Origin of the sequence: Hahella chejuensis KCTC 2396 (assembly GCF_000012985.1) — a bacterium.
Lineage (GTDB): Bacteria > Pseudomonadota > Gammaproteobacteria > Pseudomonadales > Oleiphilaceae > Hahella > Hahella chejuensis.
Window position 1 is genome coordinate 5,608,282 of the sequence record NC_007645.1, and the last position, 16,455, is coordinate 5,624,736.

Annotated in this window: 15 protein-coding genes; 2 read left to right on the forward strand and 13 right to left on the reverse strand. The window is 55.6% G+C overall.

Annotation, left to right across the window (positions count from 1 at the left end):
* Positions 1 to 12: 12 nt before the first annotated feature.
* The 4 genes from HCH_RS24600 to HCH_RS24615 all read right to left on the reverse strand — a co-directional run bounded on the left by HCH_RS24600 (position 13) and on the right by HCH_RS24615 (position 6,094).
* Positions 13 to 3,156, reverse strand: coding sequence for an efflux RND transporter permease subunit (locus tag HCH_RS24600; protein WP_011399205.1), 3,144 nt, complete (start codon positions 3,154 to 3,156; stop codon positions 13 to 15).
* A complete protein-coding gene (locus HCH_RS24605) occupies positions 3,153 to 4,544 on the reverse strand; it encodes an efflux RND transporter periplasmic adaptor subunit (protein ID WP_011399206.1) in 1,392 nt (463 codons plus the stop codon). Before HCH_RS24605 ends, HCH_RS24600 begins: the two co-directional genes overlap by 4 nt.
* 27 nt (positions 4,545 to 4,571) lie before the next feature.
* On the reverse strand, positions 4,572 to 5,270 hold the full coding sequence (locus HCH_RS32715; protein ID WP_011399207.1) for a TetR/AcrR family transcriptional regulator: 699 nt from the start codon (positions 5,268 to 5,270) through the stop codon (positions 4,572 to 4,574).
* Between the two features lie 125 nt (positions 5,271 to 5,395).
* Positions 5,396 to 6,094 carry a DMT family transporter gene (locus HCH_RS24615; protein WP_337998595.1) on the reverse strand — a complete coding sequence of 233 codons (699 nt, stop codon included), beginning with the start codon at positions 6,092 to 6,094 and terminating at the stop codon, positions 5,396 to 5,398.
* Between the two features lie 363 nt (positions 6,095 to 6,457).
* Here HCH_RS24615 and HCH_RS24620 point away from each other — a divergent pair, with 363 nt between their 5' ends.
* A complete protein-coding gene (locus HCH_RS24620; RefSeq protein WP_011399209.1) occupies positions 6,458 to 7,366 on the forward strand; it encodes a LysR family transcriptional regulator in 909 nt (302 codons plus the stop codon).
* 98 nt (positions 7,367 to 7,464) lie between these two features.
* On the opposite strand, the gene HCH_RS24625 is transcribed toward HCH_RS24620, so the two are convergent.
* The 3 genes from HCH_RS24625 to HCH_RS24635 all read right to left on the reverse strand — a co-directional run bounded on the left by HCH_RS24625 (position 7,465) and on the right by HCH_RS24635 (position 9,024).
* Positions 7,465 to 7,773 (reverse strand): putative quinol monooxygenase, encoded by a 309-nt coding sequence (locus HCH_RS24625; RefSeq protein WP_011399210.1) that lies wholly within the window; start codon positions 7,771 to 7,773, stop codon positions 7,465 to 7,467.
* Between the two features lie 118 nt (positions 7,774 to 7,891).
* The gene (locus tag HCH_RS24630; protein WP_041598911.1) at positions 7,892 to 8,323 is read right to left on the reverse strand and encodes a hypothetical protein; all 432 of its coding nucleotides are present in this window, start codon (positions 8,321 to 8,323) and stop codon (positions 7,892 to 7,894) included.
* Positions 8,324 to 8,457: 134 nt separating this feature from the next.
* A complete protein-coding gene (locus tag HCH_RS24635) occupies positions 8,458 to 9,024 on the reverse strand; it encodes a DUF4875 domain-containing protein (RefSeq protein ID WP_011399212.1) in 567 nt (188 codons plus the stop codon).
* 363 nt (positions 9,025 to 9,387) lie between these two features.
* On the opposite strand from HCH_RS24635, the gene HCH_RS24640 reads away from it, so the two are divergent.
* On the forward strand, positions 9,388 to 10,140 hold the full coding sequence (locus HCH_RS24640) for a substrate-binding periplasmic protein (protein WP_011399213.1): 753 nt from the start codon (positions 9,388 to 9,390) through the stop codon (positions 10,138 to 10,140).
* 32 nt (positions 10,141 to 10,172) lie between these two features.
* Here the strand turns inward: HCH_RS24640 and arcC are convergent, their stop codons facing one another.
* The 6 genes from arcC to HCH_RS24670 form a co-directional block, all read right to left on the reverse strand.
* Complete coding sequence (gene arcC / locus HCH_RS24645; protein WP_011399214.1) at positions 10,173 to 11,102, reverse strand: carbamate kinase; 930 nt, start codon at positions 11,100 to 11,102, stop codon at positions 10,173 to 10,175.
* 15 nt (positions 11,103 to 11,117) lie between these two features.
* Positions 11,118 to 12,125: an ornithine carbamoyltransferase gene (locus HCH_RS24650; protein ID WP_011399215.1), complete on the reverse strand. Its 1,008-nt coding sequence runs from the start codon at positions 12,123 to 12,125 to the stop codon at positions 11,118 to 11,120.
* 33 nt (positions 12,126 to 12,158) lie between these two features.
* A complete protein-coding gene (arcA, locus tag HCH_RS24655; RefSeq protein ID WP_011399216.1) occupies positions 12,159 to 13,409 on the reverse strand; it encodes an arginine deiminase in 1,251 nt (416 codons plus the stop codon).
* A 60-nt stretch (positions 13,410 to 13,469) separates the two neighbouring features.
* Positions 13,470 to 14,906, reverse strand: coding sequence for an arginine-ornithine antiporter (gene arcD, locus HCH_RS24660; RefSeq protein WP_085944402.1), 1,437 nt, complete (start codon positions 14,904 to 14,906; stop codon positions 13,470 to 13,472).
* Between the two features lie 249 nt (positions 14,907 to 15,155).
* On the reverse strand, positions 15,156 to 15,353 hold the full coding sequence (locus tag HCH_RS24665; protein ID WP_011399218.1) for a CsbD family protein: 198 nt from the start codon (positions 15,351 to 15,353) through the stop codon (positions 15,156 to 15,158).
* A gap of 372 nt (positions 15,354 to 15,725) precedes the next feature.
* Positions 15,726 to 16,187 (reverse strand): hypothetical protein, encoded by a 462-nt coding sequence (locus HCH_RS24670; RefSeq protein WP_011399220.1) that lies wholly within the window; start codon positions 16,185 to 16,187, stop codon positions 15,726 to 15,728.
* Positions 16,188 to 16,455: the final 268 nt, after the last annotated feature.

A 16,455-nucleotide genomic window follows, 5' to 3' on the forward strand; every position in this document is an offset into this window, starting at 1 on the left:
CCTTTTGTCCTTTTATTCTTGTGTAAGCGGCGGCGGATGTTGCGCCGGCGCAAACTCCTCCTCGGGTTCGCCGGACACCGCCTTGGTCAGACCGAAGTCTTCAAGAATCGTATACACACAAGGGATGACAAACAATACCAAAAGTGTGGATGCGCCCACCCCGAACACAATACTGGTGGCCAAGGGAATCAGAATCTGCGCCTGTAAACTGGTTTCGAACAGCAGCGGCGTCATCCCCGCCATGGTGGTCAGGGAGGTCAGCAATACTGCGCGAAAGCGGTCGTGGCTCGCCTTCGCCGCAGCGTCATGCACATGCATGCCCTGCCGCACGCGCATCTTGACGAACTCCACCAGCAGTATGGAGTCGTTCACCACAATGCCCGCCAGCGACACAAAGCCCAGCAGCGACGGCATGGTGATATCCATTCCCATCACCACATGCCCCACAATGACGCCGATAAACGCCATCGGGATGTTGAGCATGACAATGACCGGCTCCACGTAGGATTTGAACTGGAAGCTCAGCAGGATGAATATTCCCGCCAGCCCCATCAGAAAACCCAGTTTCATCGAACCCTGAGTGGCCGCGCCTTCTTTGATTTCCCCCTCAATGCTCACATGAATATCAGGAAAGCGCTGCTGTAATTGCGGCAAAAACTGCTTCTGCAAATCGCCGATCACCGCCTTGGTGTTGTTCAGGCTGATGTCGACATCGCCGAACACCGTCACCGTACGCTGGCTGTCCACCCGGTTGATGCGCGAATAGCTGCGACTGGGGATAATTTCCGCCACGTTGGAGAGCGGAATCAGCGCCTTGCTGGCGGGATGCACGATGGGAAAGTTATCGAAGTCGGCCAGCTCGTCGCGGGATTCATCATCCAGACGCACCACCACGTCATAGGTTTCCAGACCAACGCTCGACTCCAGCACGGTCACGCCCTGAAACGCGGCCCGCAGTTGCGCCGCAATGGTTTGGGCGTCCAGCCCCAGGTCATAAGCGCCGGACTTCAAGTGCAAGGTAAACTCCGGCTTGCCTGGGCGCAGATCGTCCAACAGGTTAATCACGCCGGGATATCCCGCGAGCCAGTTCTGCAACTCATGGGACGCCAGCGACAACGACTCCAGATCGTCACCGCGCAGACGTATTTCAATCGCGCGCCCGCCCGGCCCGATCGTCGGCTCCTTGAACAGCACCGACCATACATCCGGCGTCTCTCCGGCCAGTTCACGCCAGCGCGAGGTAAAGGCCTGCAAACTGAAATTGCGGCGCTCGGCGGTGAGCAGGTCGACGCTGATGGTGGCTAAATGAGGGCCAGTTTCAAAGGCGTCCGCATTCTGTCCGTAATTCACCGTTACAGCCCCTATCGCCGCTTCATCCTGCTCTTTGTTGAATTCGGAAGCGGTTTGCGTCAAGGCCTGCGTGTAATGCGCCACCATCGCTTCGGTGCGCGCTTGCGATGTCCCCGTAGGCATAATGAGACGCGCCTGCACGATATCCCCTTCAAGATCCGGGAACGCGGAGAACTTGATAACGCCCGAGGCCAGCAGACTGACGCACAGGATAAAGGTCGCGATAACGGCGCCGACAAAGCCGTAACGATGCTTGATCAACACCGACACGCGACGATCAAGGCCTTGCCGGATCTTCTCAAAACGCTGTTCAAACGCCCTGCGAAAGCGGGAGTCCTCCTGCTTCTCCGCATGCGCAAGAGAGTGCTGTAAGTGGTGTGGCAGTATGAAAAACGCTTCGACCAATGAAATGGTGATCACCGAAATCAGCACGATAGGCACGACCACCAATACCTGGCCGATGTCGCCCTCCAGGAACAACAGTCCGGTGAACATGCACAGGGTGGTGAGAAAGGACGAAAACACCCCTTTCGCCACCATCAGCGTACCGTCCACCGCCGCTTGCAGGGGGCGTTTGCCCTTGCGCATCTCCGTGCCGATGCTCTCGCTGATGACGATGGCGTCATCCATAAGAATCCCCAGCGCCAGCAGCAACGCCACCATAGAGAGCATGTTGATGCTCACTCCCATGTGCCCCAGCACAAATGCGCTGGCCAGGAACGACACCGGCAGCCCCATCACCACCCAAAACGCATACCGGGCGCCGAAAAACAACCACATCACCGCGAACACCAGCAGCAGCCCCTGCCAGGCGTTGCTGCTCAACATACTGATGCGGTCCTTGACCACGCTGGTGTAATCCTGGGTCAGACTCAAGGACACTTCCGGCGGCAAACGCCGGCTCTCTTCCGCAATGAAGGTCTCCACTTCCTGCAGAATACGCAGACTGTCATCACGGGTGTTTTTGGATATTTTTAAAAAAGCGGCGGGCTTACCGTCGAAGGTGGACTTACTCTCCTCCAGCTCAAACTCGTCAACAATGCTGGCGATGTCGCCCAGGCGCACTTCCGCCCCATTGCCGCCCCGCAACACCACCAGGTTCTCCAGCTCCGTGACGGTGCGCCTTTCGTCGCTGAAGCGAATCTGATAATCACGGCTGTCTGTCTTTACATCTCCTGCGGGGAGATCCACATCCTGCTTCGCCACCAGATTGGCGATGTCCTGCAAGCTCAGGCCGTACTGACGCAGATTGCTTTCCGGCGCCTGAATCTGAAACTGTCGGTCAGAGAAGCCCTGCACTTCCACCAGAGGGATATCGGGATTGCGCAGGATGCGTTGCTTGACCTCTTCCGCCAGGGTTTTCAGCTCGCTACGGGGCAGGTCCGCCGTCAGGGCGATGGTCAACACGTTTTGCGTGCGTCCCAGCTCCTTGACCACCGGCTCCTCCGACTGATCCGGCAGGGAGCTGATCTCATCCACGGCGCTTTTAACGTCATCGACGAAATCGTCGAAGTCGCCGTCCTCCAGCATTTTCAGAGTCATCAAGCCCAGGGAGTTACGAGCTTCGCAGCGCACCTCCTCCATGAAGCTGACGCCTTCCACGGCTTCTTCCAGCGGCTTGCACACAGACAGCTCGATATCCGTCGGCGTGGCGCCGGGATAAACGACTTTCACCTCGACTTCGTAGCTTTTCACTTCGGGAAAAGTTTCCCGCTTGATTTGCGGCAACGTCATCAAGCCGATGAACAGAAAGAAGCCCATCAGCAGGTTCGCCGCAGTAGGGTGCGTGGCGAAAAAGCGGATCATAGGGCTTGCCTTCCCTGCGCCCACTGCTCGATCAGCGCTTCGGCGTCCTTATCTTCCTGCGGCGTCACCAACATGCCCATTACGGCGGGAAACAGGTCAGTCGTGACGACCCGTTCGCCCTCATGAATCGCCTCGTCTCCCGTATTGTCCTCCTGCCGGATCAACAGCATGGAACCCTGGGTTTTATAATGCGGTTTGATTCGACGCAGGCGGTTATCTTTGTCCACCACATACAACTCATGCTCGCGTAACACATCCCGAGGCAAAACTAAAAACGGCTGCGGCGCGCCTTCCAGCTCGACCTTGGCGTACATTCCTTCTATCAACGGCGGACGTGTTCCGGGGCGGGCGGTGCGATAAGGATTATCAACGCCGACGATGACTCCAAGGGTGCGCGAGGCCGCTTCCAGATTGTTGCTGATGCGCTCCACCCTGGCTTCCCAGCGCGTGTCGCCATCTTCCGCCAGAGCGACGCTGGCGGCGAGGTCCAGCTCGGTGAAAATATTGCTGGCGGCGTCCTGCTCCAGAAATTTCTGAAACAGGTTTTCCAGGTTGTCAAAACCCTCCGCCAGAATGCGGAACTGGCTCAACGGAAACTGGGCGTTGACCAGCACCTTATCAATGGTCTGAGCGCCATACAGCGAGGCGCCCACAGCGACAAACTGATTTTCCTCCACCGCCAGCCGGGTGATGCGGGCGTTGAAAGGCAAGCTGATGCGGGTCCGCTCCAGGTTGCGTTTCTGCGCCTCCACCGCGGCTTCGGCGATATCCTGTTTGGCCTGCAGCACCTGTAACTGATACGGTAAAGTCTGCAGTTGGTTACTCAGCGTCTGGGTTTCCTGCTTCAATTGCAGGACGGCGGACTGCTGCGCATCGTAGTTGGATTGCGAGGCGGAGCCTTTCTGCAGCAACCGTCCAATGCGCTCTTGCTCTTTCTTGGCGATGGCCAGTTTTTCCCGCGCCAGTTCGAGATCCTGTTCGGTGTCCTCCACTGTCAGCCGCATCTCCTCCAGATTAGCGCGGCTGACCGCCAGATCCGCTTCCGCCTGTTTCAGCGCCAGCTGATAATCGCGATCGTCGATGCTGACCACCAGCGTCCCCGCCGGCAATATGGCCCCCTTCTTCAACAGCGGGTGTACGTAGGTCACTTTGCCTGACACTTCCGCCTTGCTGTCCAGCACCACATCCGGCGCCACTTCGCCAAACCCGGTAATGCGCGGCCTGACTTCATAACGCTTGGCGGACACCACCTTCACCGCCGCAGGCAGCTGCGCTTTATCCACATGCTCCATCGCCGGACGACGCTTGATAATCGCCACCGCCACCGCGACGCCAATCGCGACTACCAAGGGCAACGCCCATCGACGCTTCATCCAGGCCAGGCTCATAGTGAGTCCTCTTTATATGTTGTCAGGTTAAGGTTGCGAGTTGGATTGCGGATTGGGTTGTGGACTGCACTTGGGCGCGGCTCCGCAACCCGACATAAACATCCGGTAGACATGCTCAATCCATTCATCGCTGCTCACCAGCTCATCGGACATATCCCAGGCCCGCCTGCGCACGGGCCCGCCGATAAAAGGCGTGATAATCAGATTCACCAGTGAAAACGCCGCCCATTTGGGGTCCACATCCGCACGCAGATTTCCCTTTTTCTGTTCCGACTCCATCAGCTTAGGAAGAAACATGGCCATGCGCCGGGGCATTAGATCAATAAAGCGGTCCTGCAACCTGCCCCGCTCCGACAGCACCTCATCGATGATGAACGTAATCAAAGGCGGACAGTCGACGATTCTGGTAATGGCGGCGCGGATAAACCCACGAATGGGGTCAGGCTGGGAAACCACTTCGACAATGCGGCCGAACTGTTGTTCGCCGAGGCGCTCAATCAAGGCGATGAATAAATCTTCTTTACTGCCGAAGTAATAACTGATCATCGCGGACTTCATGCCCGCTTTTTCGGCGATATCGCGGATGGTGATGCTGCGGTAGCTTTTTTCCCGCAACAGTTCGAAGGCGGCGTCCAGCAGATCGTCTTTACGCTGCCGCTGCAATGCGGGGTCCAATGGTCGCCCGCGCTTGTTTTCAGGCTCTTGAGCCTCAGTTTTCTCACGCATGAAAAGCCAATTAATTTATCAAACGATTAATTTAATCGGATGATAAATTAATTGGTCGATTTCAGGAAGCGATTATTCTGAGAAAGAGATTCTCGCTAACGACGAAGCTTACCTGCCAGGAGGTTTTATTCTGCAATCGCCTGTCGACCGGTCGGCGAGCCAGCGCGCGCCCCCTTGTCCGGCTGCGGCTTGCGCCGAAGAATTGCAGTATTGGCGAGAAGAATCAGTGCGATACCCACTGTTTGAGCCGCACTCAGCTCCATGTCATAGAACAGCATGTCCACGAGCAACGTGGTAATCGGATACAAAAACGACAGGATCGAAAGACGCTCCAGCGTCAAGTGCGAGATCGCAAAATACAAGAGTACGTACTGCGCGATGGAATTAAGCCCTCCAAGCAAACCCACATACTTCCAGTCCACCTGCGACCAATCCGCGCCGTTCCACAACAGCCATGCTCCCAATAGCGGCAGGCAAAAACCTAGCTGCGCCGCCGCCATCGCCGCGGGGGAAACACCGGGCGCCTGACGCGTAAAAATGGTGGCCAGGGCGTAAAAGAACGCAGCTCCCAACGCCAGCCCCATTCCTTGCAAAGCCTCGAATGAGGCGCCGCTAAAGCTGACTTCCGCCGCCAGGAAAACGCCGACGAACGCCATAAGCATCCAACCCCAGGTCGACCATTGCACGTTTTGCCGCAGGAAAATCGCGCACAGCAATAACAGAAAGAAGGGCTGCAGGTTGTAGATGACCGTGGCGACGGAAATATGGATGCTGTCGAATGAGGCGAACAGGAACAGCCAGTTGAGGCGAACAGGAACAGCCAGTTACAGATCAACGCCAGCCCCGCCAGACCAATCCAACCGATATTGCCGCGATTGACGCCACTGGGCGTTCCCCGCAACCGGCAATATAGCCATAGTCCGGCGCCGCCGATAAGGCAGCGGAAAAACACCACGGAGACGCTGTCCATATTGGAATGGTCCACGAACAGACCGATAAAGCTCGCCATCACCATCGCACTGATCATGGATAAAGAGGCTTGCTGTTGGGTGGACGCATTCATCAGTGACTCCTTGCCATAGGGTGAACAAGCTGTTTCAATAATCGAACGAACGCCACCAATTTAATTGGCGTAAATGCCTGAAACCACTGAAATTAATAGAACCAATCATTCATAAATTCGAACAATGAAAGAGCAAGCAGACCTTTTATACACGTTTCAGGCAATCGCACGCTGTGGCGGCGTAACCCAGGCGGCGCAGCAATTAGGCATCGCCAAGTCCACCGTCAGCGGACATTTGAGCAAGCTGGAGCAGATCTATGACGTCAAGCTGGTGCAACGCAGTTCACGTCAGTTCCAGTTGACGGCGGCGGGAGGAAAACTCCTTGAACACAGCCTGGAGCTGGTGCAACTGCTTACCCGCACTCGCACCTGTATGGCGGAATTCACCAAACAGATTAGCGGCGTCGTGCGCATCACTGCGCCGCTGGCCTCCGGCAATATGATCCTGCCGGAACTGTTGCATCAGTTTCGTCGTATTCATCCTGCAGTAACATTTGAATTGACCATGTCCAACGAGCAGCTGGATTTGTTGAAGAACAATATCGATGTAGCGTTTCGCGCCACAGCGTTAAACGACTCATCGCTCATTGGCCGTCGTCTGGGCTGGATTCGCGGCGTCATGGTCGCTTCTCCGGAGTTTTTGCGTCAAAACCCGCTGGGAGAGGAATTACAGAGGCTGAGTGAACTCCCAGTCATCGCCTATCGCTCGGATGAACACTGGCGACTGGTGAATGCGCAAGGACATGAGCGGGAAATCAATATCCGCCCTATCGTCAGAGTGAATGGGCTGGAAAGCGCGCGTCAACTGGCCTTAAAGGGAGTAGGCGTTGCGTTGACGCCGGATTACATCGCCGCACCGGCGCTACAGAGCAGCGAGCTAATTCATCTATTCAGCGACTGGCGCGGCCGCGCAACGCCTTACCACTTGGTCTACCCAAGCCGCCTGACGCCCTCCATCGCCGTCAAACGGTTTATCGATTTTACGTTAGAGGCCTTTGAAAGCGGCTGCATGAAGGATGTGCTGGCGCGTTGAAGTACTATTACTCAGACAGCCAAATAGCTTCCTTCTATTTGTCTGCAGCGACAGGGCCCTGCGCATGTCAGGCTCTGTCTCCCGCGGCTAGCCGCCGCTCAGACGCCTTTTGTCCATACCGGAGTCAGCGATGTGACTTGCGGCGGGCCTGAAAGCAGCGATTCAACTTCTTCCAGATAAGCGGCGTAACTGTCCGTTTTTAAAAACGCCTGCGACGCCTCCGCGCTTACATACTGCTGAAAGGCGTAAATTGAATCCGGCTCGGCATTATCAAAACAATAAAAGTAAGCGGTATGGCCAGGATTGGCGGAAACCGCAGGGGCCATGTGCTTTTCCCAAACCTTACGCACTTCGTCCCGCTTACCTGGTTGAGTCTTGTGCTTGATGATGATTGCAAATGAAGTCATTCCCTTACCTCTGAAGTGTTGATTACTTAGCGCCAGCGGAAGCCTACATTAAAGATTACAACGTCGGGTTTTAATCCCGCATTAAGAGCGGCCCTCAATAGCGGACATTCGGCCGCTATCATTCCGCATATTTGACCACTTTTATATAAATATCCGACACCCAAAAGCCATCCTCAACGCTAGGGACGAATTTTTCAAAGCTGATATCGCCAAGCGCGCACTTTCGGTCTTTTAACTCTTCATTAATTTCTCTAAGGAGGGTGGTGGAAGCCAAAGCCTCTGGTATAACCGACTCCAACGGCTTGATCGTCGAACCTGTTTTTCCCGCGGGTGATTTCAGGTAGGCATCCAGCCTATCTGGATAGTTCTGTCGGTAAAATTCGCGCAATTCGTTCATCGTCTCCGCCGACATTCCGCCAACCAGACGCATATTAAAAGGGCACTTGGGAATTTGCAGCGCCTTAAACGCCGCCTTCACTGGAACGCCATCTTTCTCCATCATGTAGAACTCCAGATAGTGCAAAGCGCCATAGTTTCTTAGCTCATGCACTCTCAACTCCGTCGAGTAGGAGAAAAGCGAGAGTAACAAAAGCCATAGGGCAAGCGTAAATTTCATGTTCATCCCAATCGAGTTTGCAATATAGGAGCGGCATGTTTATCCGTGGCGGGCTTATAACTGCTCCATCACTCAACGTGGTAAGTGTCCACCCAAAGCCCTGAGGTGACGTACTTAGGCTCATGCCCAAGCTGGGATTTAACATATTCATCAAGCTTTTCTGAATAATATAAATCACCAAACTTCTTTTTAAACTCAGGCTTACTTTTCTCGTATAAAACCGTATCTGAGATTTCCTGTTCCGTGACTTTTTTGCCTGTGGTCAATATGTTCCATGTCCAAGCGCCGCGCCCGACCCCCTTCCATCCAGAGCCGTCAGGACTGTAATAGGACACGCCAATCAATCTACCTTCCTGACATAGAGCGCGGTCTGGAGCTAAGTGCAGCGCAATTTTGATATCCGGCGAGACGTTCTGGATATCCATAATCGCCTTCACCATCGTGTGCGCCCTCTCTTCTTTCCCTATCGCTTTAGATGCGACGCAAGAGAATATGTAGTCGTAATCGCCTTCGCTGATTTCTTCTTGGTTAACAACCTCGTAAGTAGCGGCCTTCGAGAAACCAATTGATGGCGGCGCGGCAAATGTAACGGAGGTTAGAAAGGCAGTTAATGTAAAGGCAATTGCTCTATTCATTGTTGTTCCATGGATAAAAGATCAATGACAGGGCCACCAGCTTATAACATGTATCAGAGCGAATGCATTCATCTTGCCCACTGAAAGACAAATAGAGCCGCCAATACCGCGTCTTTAGCCCGCCAAAAACTCTTATTGCCGTCAGATCACACCAGCTTCAAAACGATAGATACATCCGGGTTCCTATAAGCCCACCAATACCTCCCTCACACTCTAACCTTCTCAAAAGCTAAGCTATACTTACTCGATAGGCCCGCTGCGGCGGGTTCAGGCCAATGGAGTGTGACAGGCCTCCGCCGGTGTCGGCGGCGCCAGACGGATTCAGGTTATCGTCCAGCGTCAGACAATTCCCGGAGGCTTTGCGTGCTCCGTTTGTGTGTTTTATTGATATTGTTCTTTCCTCACGCCGTTTGGGCCGAAACGGTGCTCGCCTTTACGCGGCTGGCTCCCTATCACTACAACGAAAACGACACGCCCCGAGGCATCAGCGTGGCGCTGGTGGAAGAGGCGTTCAGGCGTATGGATGAGCCGGTGAAGTTGATCGAGCTGTCCTGGAGCCGGGCGTTGCGCTACTTGGAGAACGGCGGGGTGGACGGCGTATTCGAACTGTTGAAAACGCCGGTGCGGGAGACTTACGCGGACTACTCGTCGCTGGTGTTGATGATGGAGAACGTCTCCCTGTTCGTGCCGGAGAACAGCGCTGTTCAATTCGACGGCGACCTGCAGCAACTGGCTCACTTACGCTTTGGCGGTCTGCAGGATTTCAGCTATGGCGAAAAATTCGATGCATTTCGCAGCACGGAACTGAACACGGAGTTCATCACCGCCGTGAGTCTGAACGACCTGTTTTTACGCCTGATCAACGACAACATAGATATTATTATCGGCGATCAGCGCGGCGTTCTGTTGGAGTACCGGCGCCTGCAAGGCCTGAAAGTGCGCTCTCTGCCGCAGATCAAACGCCTGCAGCCGAATGTGGAGGAAACGCCCAGCTACATCGCCTTCTCCAAAAAATCCCAGCGCGCCAATTTGCGTGAACGCTTCGATCAGGCGCTGGCGAATATGATTGCGGAAGGCGTGTACTCGAAAATCGTCGAGAACTGGGCGAACTACTGAACGCAGTCCACGCGCCCCAAACAAGCCTCAGGCTACTCCAGCGTCCCTGACGCGAACTGCGTACTGATGCGGGCGCCAGCCTCTCCTGCAATCATGGCCTCAATGTCTCGCAGCGAACCAATCACCGCAGGTTTGCCAGTATTGCGGGCGAACTCGCAGGCGGCCTGAACTTTCGGCCCCATGGAGCCGGCGGGAAACGCATCCGGCTGCAAAGCGTCCGGGTGCGCCTTCGCAATCGGGCGGGAGTCAGGCGTTCCCCAATTTTGGTACACCGCGTCCACGTCGGTGGCGATAATCAAAAGATCCGCATCCAGTTGCTGCGCCAGCAAAGAGGAGCAAAGGTCTTTGTCGATCACCGCTTCCACGCCTTGTAACTTGCCTTCGCGGTTATACAGCGTAGGAATGCCGCCGCCACCGGCGCAAATCACCACCGTGTTTTTCTCCAACAGCCATTGAATAGGCCGGATTTCAAAAATTCGACGCGGCCGCGGACAGGGAACAACGCGGCGGAACTTGTCGCCGTCGCGGGCGATGCTCCATCCCTTCTCCGAGGCCAGCGCCTCGGCTTCCTTCTCTTCGTAGACGGGCCCGATAGGTTTGGTGGGATGCTGGAAAGCCGGGTCGTCCGGGTCCACTTCCACCTGGGTGAGAACCGTCGCCAGAGGCGCTTCCGCAGGCAGCAGATTGCCCAGCTCCTGTTCGATCATGTACCCGATCATGCCTTCGGTTTCCGCCCCCAACACATCCAAGGGGTAAGGCGACACTGACGCATAAGCCGCCGCCTGCAGCGCCAGCAACCCGACCTGCGGACCGTTACCGTGAGCGATCACCAACTCATTGCCCGGCGCCACCGCGGCCAGGCGCTCCGCCGCCAAGCGGACGTTGATACGCTGGTTGTCCGCCGTCAGAGGCTCCCCCCGGCGTAACAGGGCGTTGCCGCCCAGAGCCACTACTATCCTCATCGCCGTTTCTCCCGGTCAGACATCCGCCAGAGTGGAGACCAGCACCGCCTTGATGGTGTGCATCCGGTTTTCCGCCTGATCGAACACAATAGATGCTTCCGACTCGAACACATCATCAGTGACTTCCACGCCGTTGTGCAGGCCATATTGCTCGAATATCTGCGCGCCCACCTTGGTCTCCGCGTTGTGGATCGCCGGCAGACAATGCATGAACTTCACACGGGGATTATTGGCCGCCGCCAACAAAGCGGCGTTCACTTGAAACGGCAGCAGCATGTTGATGCGCTCGCCCCACTTCTCCGGCGCTTCACCCATGGACACCCATACGTCCGTGTGTATGAAATCCACGCCGCGGACGGCTTCCCTTGGCTTATCGGTTAACGTCATGCGGGCGCCGGTGCGGGCGGCGATCTCCCGGCACTGCTCGATCAGTTCATCCTTGGGCCATAACTCACGGGGAGCGCCCAGTCGCACGTCCATGCCAAGCTGGCAGCCAATGATCAGCAGGGAGTTGCCCATGTTGTTGCGGGCGTCGCCGACATAAGCGTATGAAATGTCATGCAGCGGCTTGTCGCTGAACTCACGCATGGTCATGACGTCCGCCAGCATCTGCGTGGGATGGTATTCGTCGGTGAGGCCGTTATAAACCGGCACGCCGGCGTACTGCGCCAGCTCTTCCACAGTATGCTGATGGAAGCCGCGGTATTCAATGGCGTCATACATGCGCCCCAGCACCCGCGCGGTGTCTTTCATGGTTTCCTTGTGCCCGATCTGCGATCCGGTCGGGTCGATGTAGGTCACATGCGCACCCTGATCGTAGGCCGCCACTTCGAAAGCGCAACGCGTGCGAGTGGAGGTCTTCTCGAATATCAACGCAATGTTTTTACCCTGAAGATGCTGACGCTCAGTGCCGGTGTACTTGGCCCGCTTCAGGTCCCTGGCCAGATCCAGCAGAAATTTCAGTTGTTGGGGAGTGAAATCCAACATACTGAGAAGACTGCGGTTATGAATGTTACGCGCCATAAGAAATCTCCTTGTTAACTTGAAAATTAACGCCTAAACCGGATCGCGAATAATGGGGCAAGTCATGCAATGGCCGCCGCCTCTGCCGCGTCCCAATTCGCCGGCGGTGATGGTGATAACCTCCACGCCGGCTTTACGCAGCAAAGTATTGGTGTAGGTGTTGCAGTCATAGGCGATGACCACGCCCGGCTCCAGCGCCACCACGTTATTGCCGTCATCCCATTGCTCCCGCTCTTGTTCGTAGCTGTCGCCGCCAGTCTGCACCGTGCGCAGCCTGGGCAAACCCAGCGCTTCTCCAACCACATCTACAAAAGGGGCTTTTTCCGGGCGAATATCCAGACGTCCATCCGCGCCGTTATCGCCGGGCCGGATTGAAAAAGTGTCGATGCGGTTGACCACCTCTGGAAACACCGTCACCAAATCGCGATCGCAGAAAGTGAAAACCGTGTCCAGGTGCATGGCGGAACGCAGCTTGGGCAAGCCTGCGACGATGACTCTTTCCGCCGCGCCATGGCGGAACAGGGACTGCGCCACCAATGCAATCGCCTGTCGTGAAGTGCGCTCTCCCATACCGATCAACACGACGCCATTGCCCACCGGCATAACATCGCCGCCTTCCAGCGTCGCCGCGCCGTGATCTTTTTCCGGATCGCCCCACCAGACTTCGAAGTCCGCATTAGCGAAGTCCAGATGAAATCGATAAATCGAGGCCGCCAGCAGGGTCTCCTGTCTGCGCGCTGGCCAGAACATCGGATTCAGGGTGACGCCGCCGTAAATCCAGCAACTGGTGTCACGGGTGAATATGGAATTGGGCAGCGGAGGAATCACGAATCCGGAGCGTCCCATAAACTCACGGAACAACGCCATTTCCCGGCTATCAAAATCTTCCGGCAGATCACCGCCGACCACGCCGCCCAGCAGTAGTTCAGCCAGAGACGCAGCAGACAGTTCGCTCATCCAGGCGCGCACGTCGTCCGCCAGCCCAACCCCCACGTTTTCGTCAGTGATTTTGCGATCCAGCAGCCACTGACGGGCGTCAGGCAGCGCCATGGTCTGCGCCAGCAAGTCATGCATATCCACGACCTCTACGCCGCGGTCCTGCATCTTGCTGATGAAGTCATAGTGGTCCCGCTTCGCCTGCTGCACCCAGATCACATCATCGTAAAGCAGTTCTTCGCAGTTGCCCGGCGTAAGGCGCAAATGCGCCAGCCCTGGACGACATACCATCACCTTGCGTAACTTGCCCACTTCCGAGAAAACACCCAGGCGCGTTGCAGCAGTCATAGCCTTTCCTTCCTTCGTTTACCCATTGATTTGTAAAGGCGAACTCTATTGATCACGCCGCTACAGCGACAGATATCCCATATACAGCCCAGCTATTCCCGCCAGAGCCGCCATAATTAAGACAACCAGCACCCCGGTTTCAAGGGGAGTAAATACGCGTTCGCCCTGTTCTCTCCTGGCGATGGCGAAAACCACCGCGCCCGGCGCATAAAGAATCGAGCTGAGCAGCAGGTATTTCACGCCACCTGCGTACACCAGCCAAAGGCTGTACAGCACGGCGACCAGCGCGATGGCGAAGTCTTTTCCGCGCACGCGATCATTGTCGCCATAGGTTTCTCCCCGCAGACACAGCATCAAGGCATAAAACGCGGTCCAGAAATAAGGCAGCAGAATCATGGAAGAGCCGAGGTACAGCAGGTCCAGATAGGTGCCCGAAGAGTACAGAGTGATGATGAGAAACAGTTGAATCAGGCTGTTGCTGAGCCATAGCGCGCCCCGTGGCGAACCACGAGAATTGGTGCGCGCCAATGCCTTCGGCATAGCGCCGTCTTTCGCCGCGACGCAGAGAATCTCCGCGCTCAGCATCGTCCAGCTCAACAAAGCGCCGCACAATGAGATGATCAGGCCGACATTGATCAGCTTGGCCCCCCAGGCGCCGACGACCACTTCCAGCACGCCCGCCATGGAGGGGTTTTTCAATCCGGCCAGCTCTGCGCGACTGAGTATGCCCATGGACAGTACATTCACCATCACCAGCAGCGCGAGTACGCCGACAAAGCCAAGCACCGTCGCCTTGCCGACATCTGCGCGATTCTGCGCGCGGGATGAATAAACGCTGGCGCCTTCTATACCGATAAACACCCACACCGTCACCAGCATCATGTTGCGCACCTGGTCCAGTACGGACCCCAGCGCAGGCTCCTCGCCGCCCCAGATGTCAATGCTGAACAGATCCGCCTTGAACCCCACCAGCGCCAGCACGACGAACATAATCAAAGGCACAATTTTGGCGACAGTAGTGATAATGTTGATAAAAGCGGCCTGGCGCACGCCGGAGAGCACCATGGCGTGCACCAGCCAGAGCAATACGGACGCGCAGATCACAGCGGCGGGCGTATTACCCTCGCCGAAAACAGGAAAGAAAAATCCTAAAGAGCTGAACAGCAACACGAAATAACTGACGTTGCCAATCCAGGCGCAAATCCAATATCCCCAGGCGGAGTTGAATCCCATATAAGCGCCGAAGCCCGCCTTGGCGTAGGCGTAAACTCCCGCGTCCAGTTCCGGTTTACGTCGCGACAGCGTCTGAAACACAAACGCCAACGCCAGCATACCGACGCCGGTCACCAACCAGCCCAACAGCACAGCTCCGGCTCCGGCGCTCGTGGCGATGTTCTGCGGTAACGAGAATATCCCCCCGCCGATCATCGACCCCACCACCAATGCGATCAACGCGCCAAGCCTCAGCCGTTGCGGCTGCTTATCCGACACAGTCATTAACCCCTCCCCCTCACGGGCATTAACCTCGCCAAGTGTGGCGACACCAATAGACACAAGCCAGCGCGACCCGCCGGCAAATTGAGGCAGATCATACGGATTTCGGAAACCCGATACAAAAACTCTATAAAATCAGGGGCGTGGGGTGTTTTTTATACAAAAAAGCCCGTCACGGAAGGTGACGGGCAAGCATGTCTGGGGGCGCCGCGCTACTGCGCGGCCACAACCGGGGGGGCTGGGGGACGCCGGTTATAACTTCTTGGCGAAGTCGTCAACTTCACGCTCGGCCTGATCTTTCGCCATGCCGTAACGCTCTTGAATACGGCCGGCAAGTTCGGTGCGGCGACCGCGGATAACATCGAGATCATCGTCCGTCAATTTGCCCCATTTCTGCTGGGCTTTACCTTTAAACTGATCCCATTTGCCTTCAATTTGGTCCCAATTCATAGTCTTTCTCCTTAGCTGGTTCTCGAAAAACCGCTTTGCATATATCTCTGCAAAGCTCTCACCCCTACTACAGCAGAATGCGAGCCAACTCAATCTAATCTATTGATTTATATGAAAACAAACCAAAATAAGAGTAAAAAATAAGCGCCAATATTCAGTGCAGAAAAGGCGCTTTCTACAAAGCTGTTGTAAAAAATACGCCGGAAGTTCAGAGAGGCGAGATCATGAAACCTCGTTGCTTTCCTGTTCGATCAATTTGGCGCAATGCTTCATCAATAGCCAGCTTCCCGTTCCACCCACAATCACAGTGAAAGGAAGCATTTTATTATTAATATGGCAATGATATTGGCATGTTAACAATTCCGGTTCCGGCTATATTTCCATGCTTTGCATTGCGTTCGGAGCATACATCGGGGGAGGTAGCGGGGTAAATTCCAAGGTCGATTCCATATAGGCGGCGAAAGCTCTGTAAGGCGCTTCGAATACGCTGCTCAGGCAACATTCGCTGGTTGCCTGCAGGCCAAATTGGTCGTGAAAGCGTTTATCCGCACCTATATATATACGCCCCGGTCCATCGATAAACTGATCCGCCGTGATATCGACGATCAGCCCTTCCATTTCCAGCCAGGCGTGCGGCTCTTCGCCGCGCAGACCGCTGACGAAGGTCACATTGTCATAACCATGCGCCGTCAACCATGTACCGAGTATGTCGCTCGCCGCGCGGCAGGCGCAGCAGGGAAAGCGTCCCAAATAGATGTCGCTGATTTCCCGGCCATGGGCTTCAAATACGGTTCTGGCTTTACAAACTTGTTCTTTTAATTTTTCTAAGTTCACAGAAACCTCAACAAGCGTTTGCAATAGAGTCATTCAGCTTGCCAGCGGCTTTCCCATTCCTCCTTGAGGCCGACGCTTAGACGCTCTCAGTCAGCGCCCAGCCTCCGGAAAAGCCACGCTCCGTCGTCGCCTGTCCTTACCTCTGGTCAGACGCAACGCTCCATCAACATAACCTGACTCACCCTGTCATTCATCCCGTTTTCATGGGATTTTGCGAAAATGCGCTCTTCGTCATATTTATGCATATCGCGCCGATAAACCGCATCGA

Bases quoted from the DNA above. Each gene is read 5' to 3' on its own strand.
- HCH_RS24600 (WP_011399205.1), bottom strand. From the start codon at position 3,156: ATGATCCGCTTTTTCGCCACGCACCCTACTGCGGCGAACCTGCTGATG.
- HCH_RS24605 (WP_011399206.1), bottom strand. From the start codon at position 4,544: ATGAGCCTGGCCTGGATGAAGCGTCGATGGGCGTTGCCCTTGGTAGTC.
- HCH_RS32715 (WP_011399207.1), bottom strand. From the start codon at position 5,270: ATGCGTGAGAAAACTGAGGCTCAAGAGCCTGAAAACAAGCGCGGGCGA.
- HCH_RS24620 (WP_011399209.1), top strand. From the start codon at position 6,458: ATGAAAGAGCAAGCAGACCTTTTATACACGTTTCAGGCAATCGCACGC.
- HCH_RS24625 (WP_011399210.1), bottom strand. From the start codon at position 7,773: ATGACTTCATTTGCAATCATCATCAAGCACAAGACTCAACCAGGTAAG.
- HCH_RS24635 (WP_011399212.1), bottom strand. From the start codon at position 9,024: ATGAATAGAGCAATTGCCTTTACATTAACTGCCTTTCTAACCTCCGTT.
- arcC (WP_011399214.1), bottom strand. From the start codon at position 11,102: ATGAGGATAGTAGTGGCTCTGGGCGGCAACGCCCTGTTACGCCGGGGG.
- HCH_RS24650 (WP_011399215.1), bottom strand. From the start codon at position 12,125: ATGGCGCGTAACATTCATAACCGCAGTCTTCTCAGTATGTTGGATTTC.
- arcA (WP_011399216.1), bottom strand. From the start codon at position 13,409: ATGACTGCTGCAACGCGCCTGGGTGTTTTCTCGGAAGTGGGCAAGTTA.
- arcD (WP_085944402.1), bottom strand. From the start codon at position 14,906: ATGACTGTGTCGGATAAGCAGCCGCAACGGCTGAGGCTTGGCGCGTTG.
- HCH_RS24665 (WP_011399218.1), bottom strand. From the start codon at position 15,353: ATGAATTGGGACCAAATTGAAGGCAAATGGGATCAGTTTAAAGGTAAA.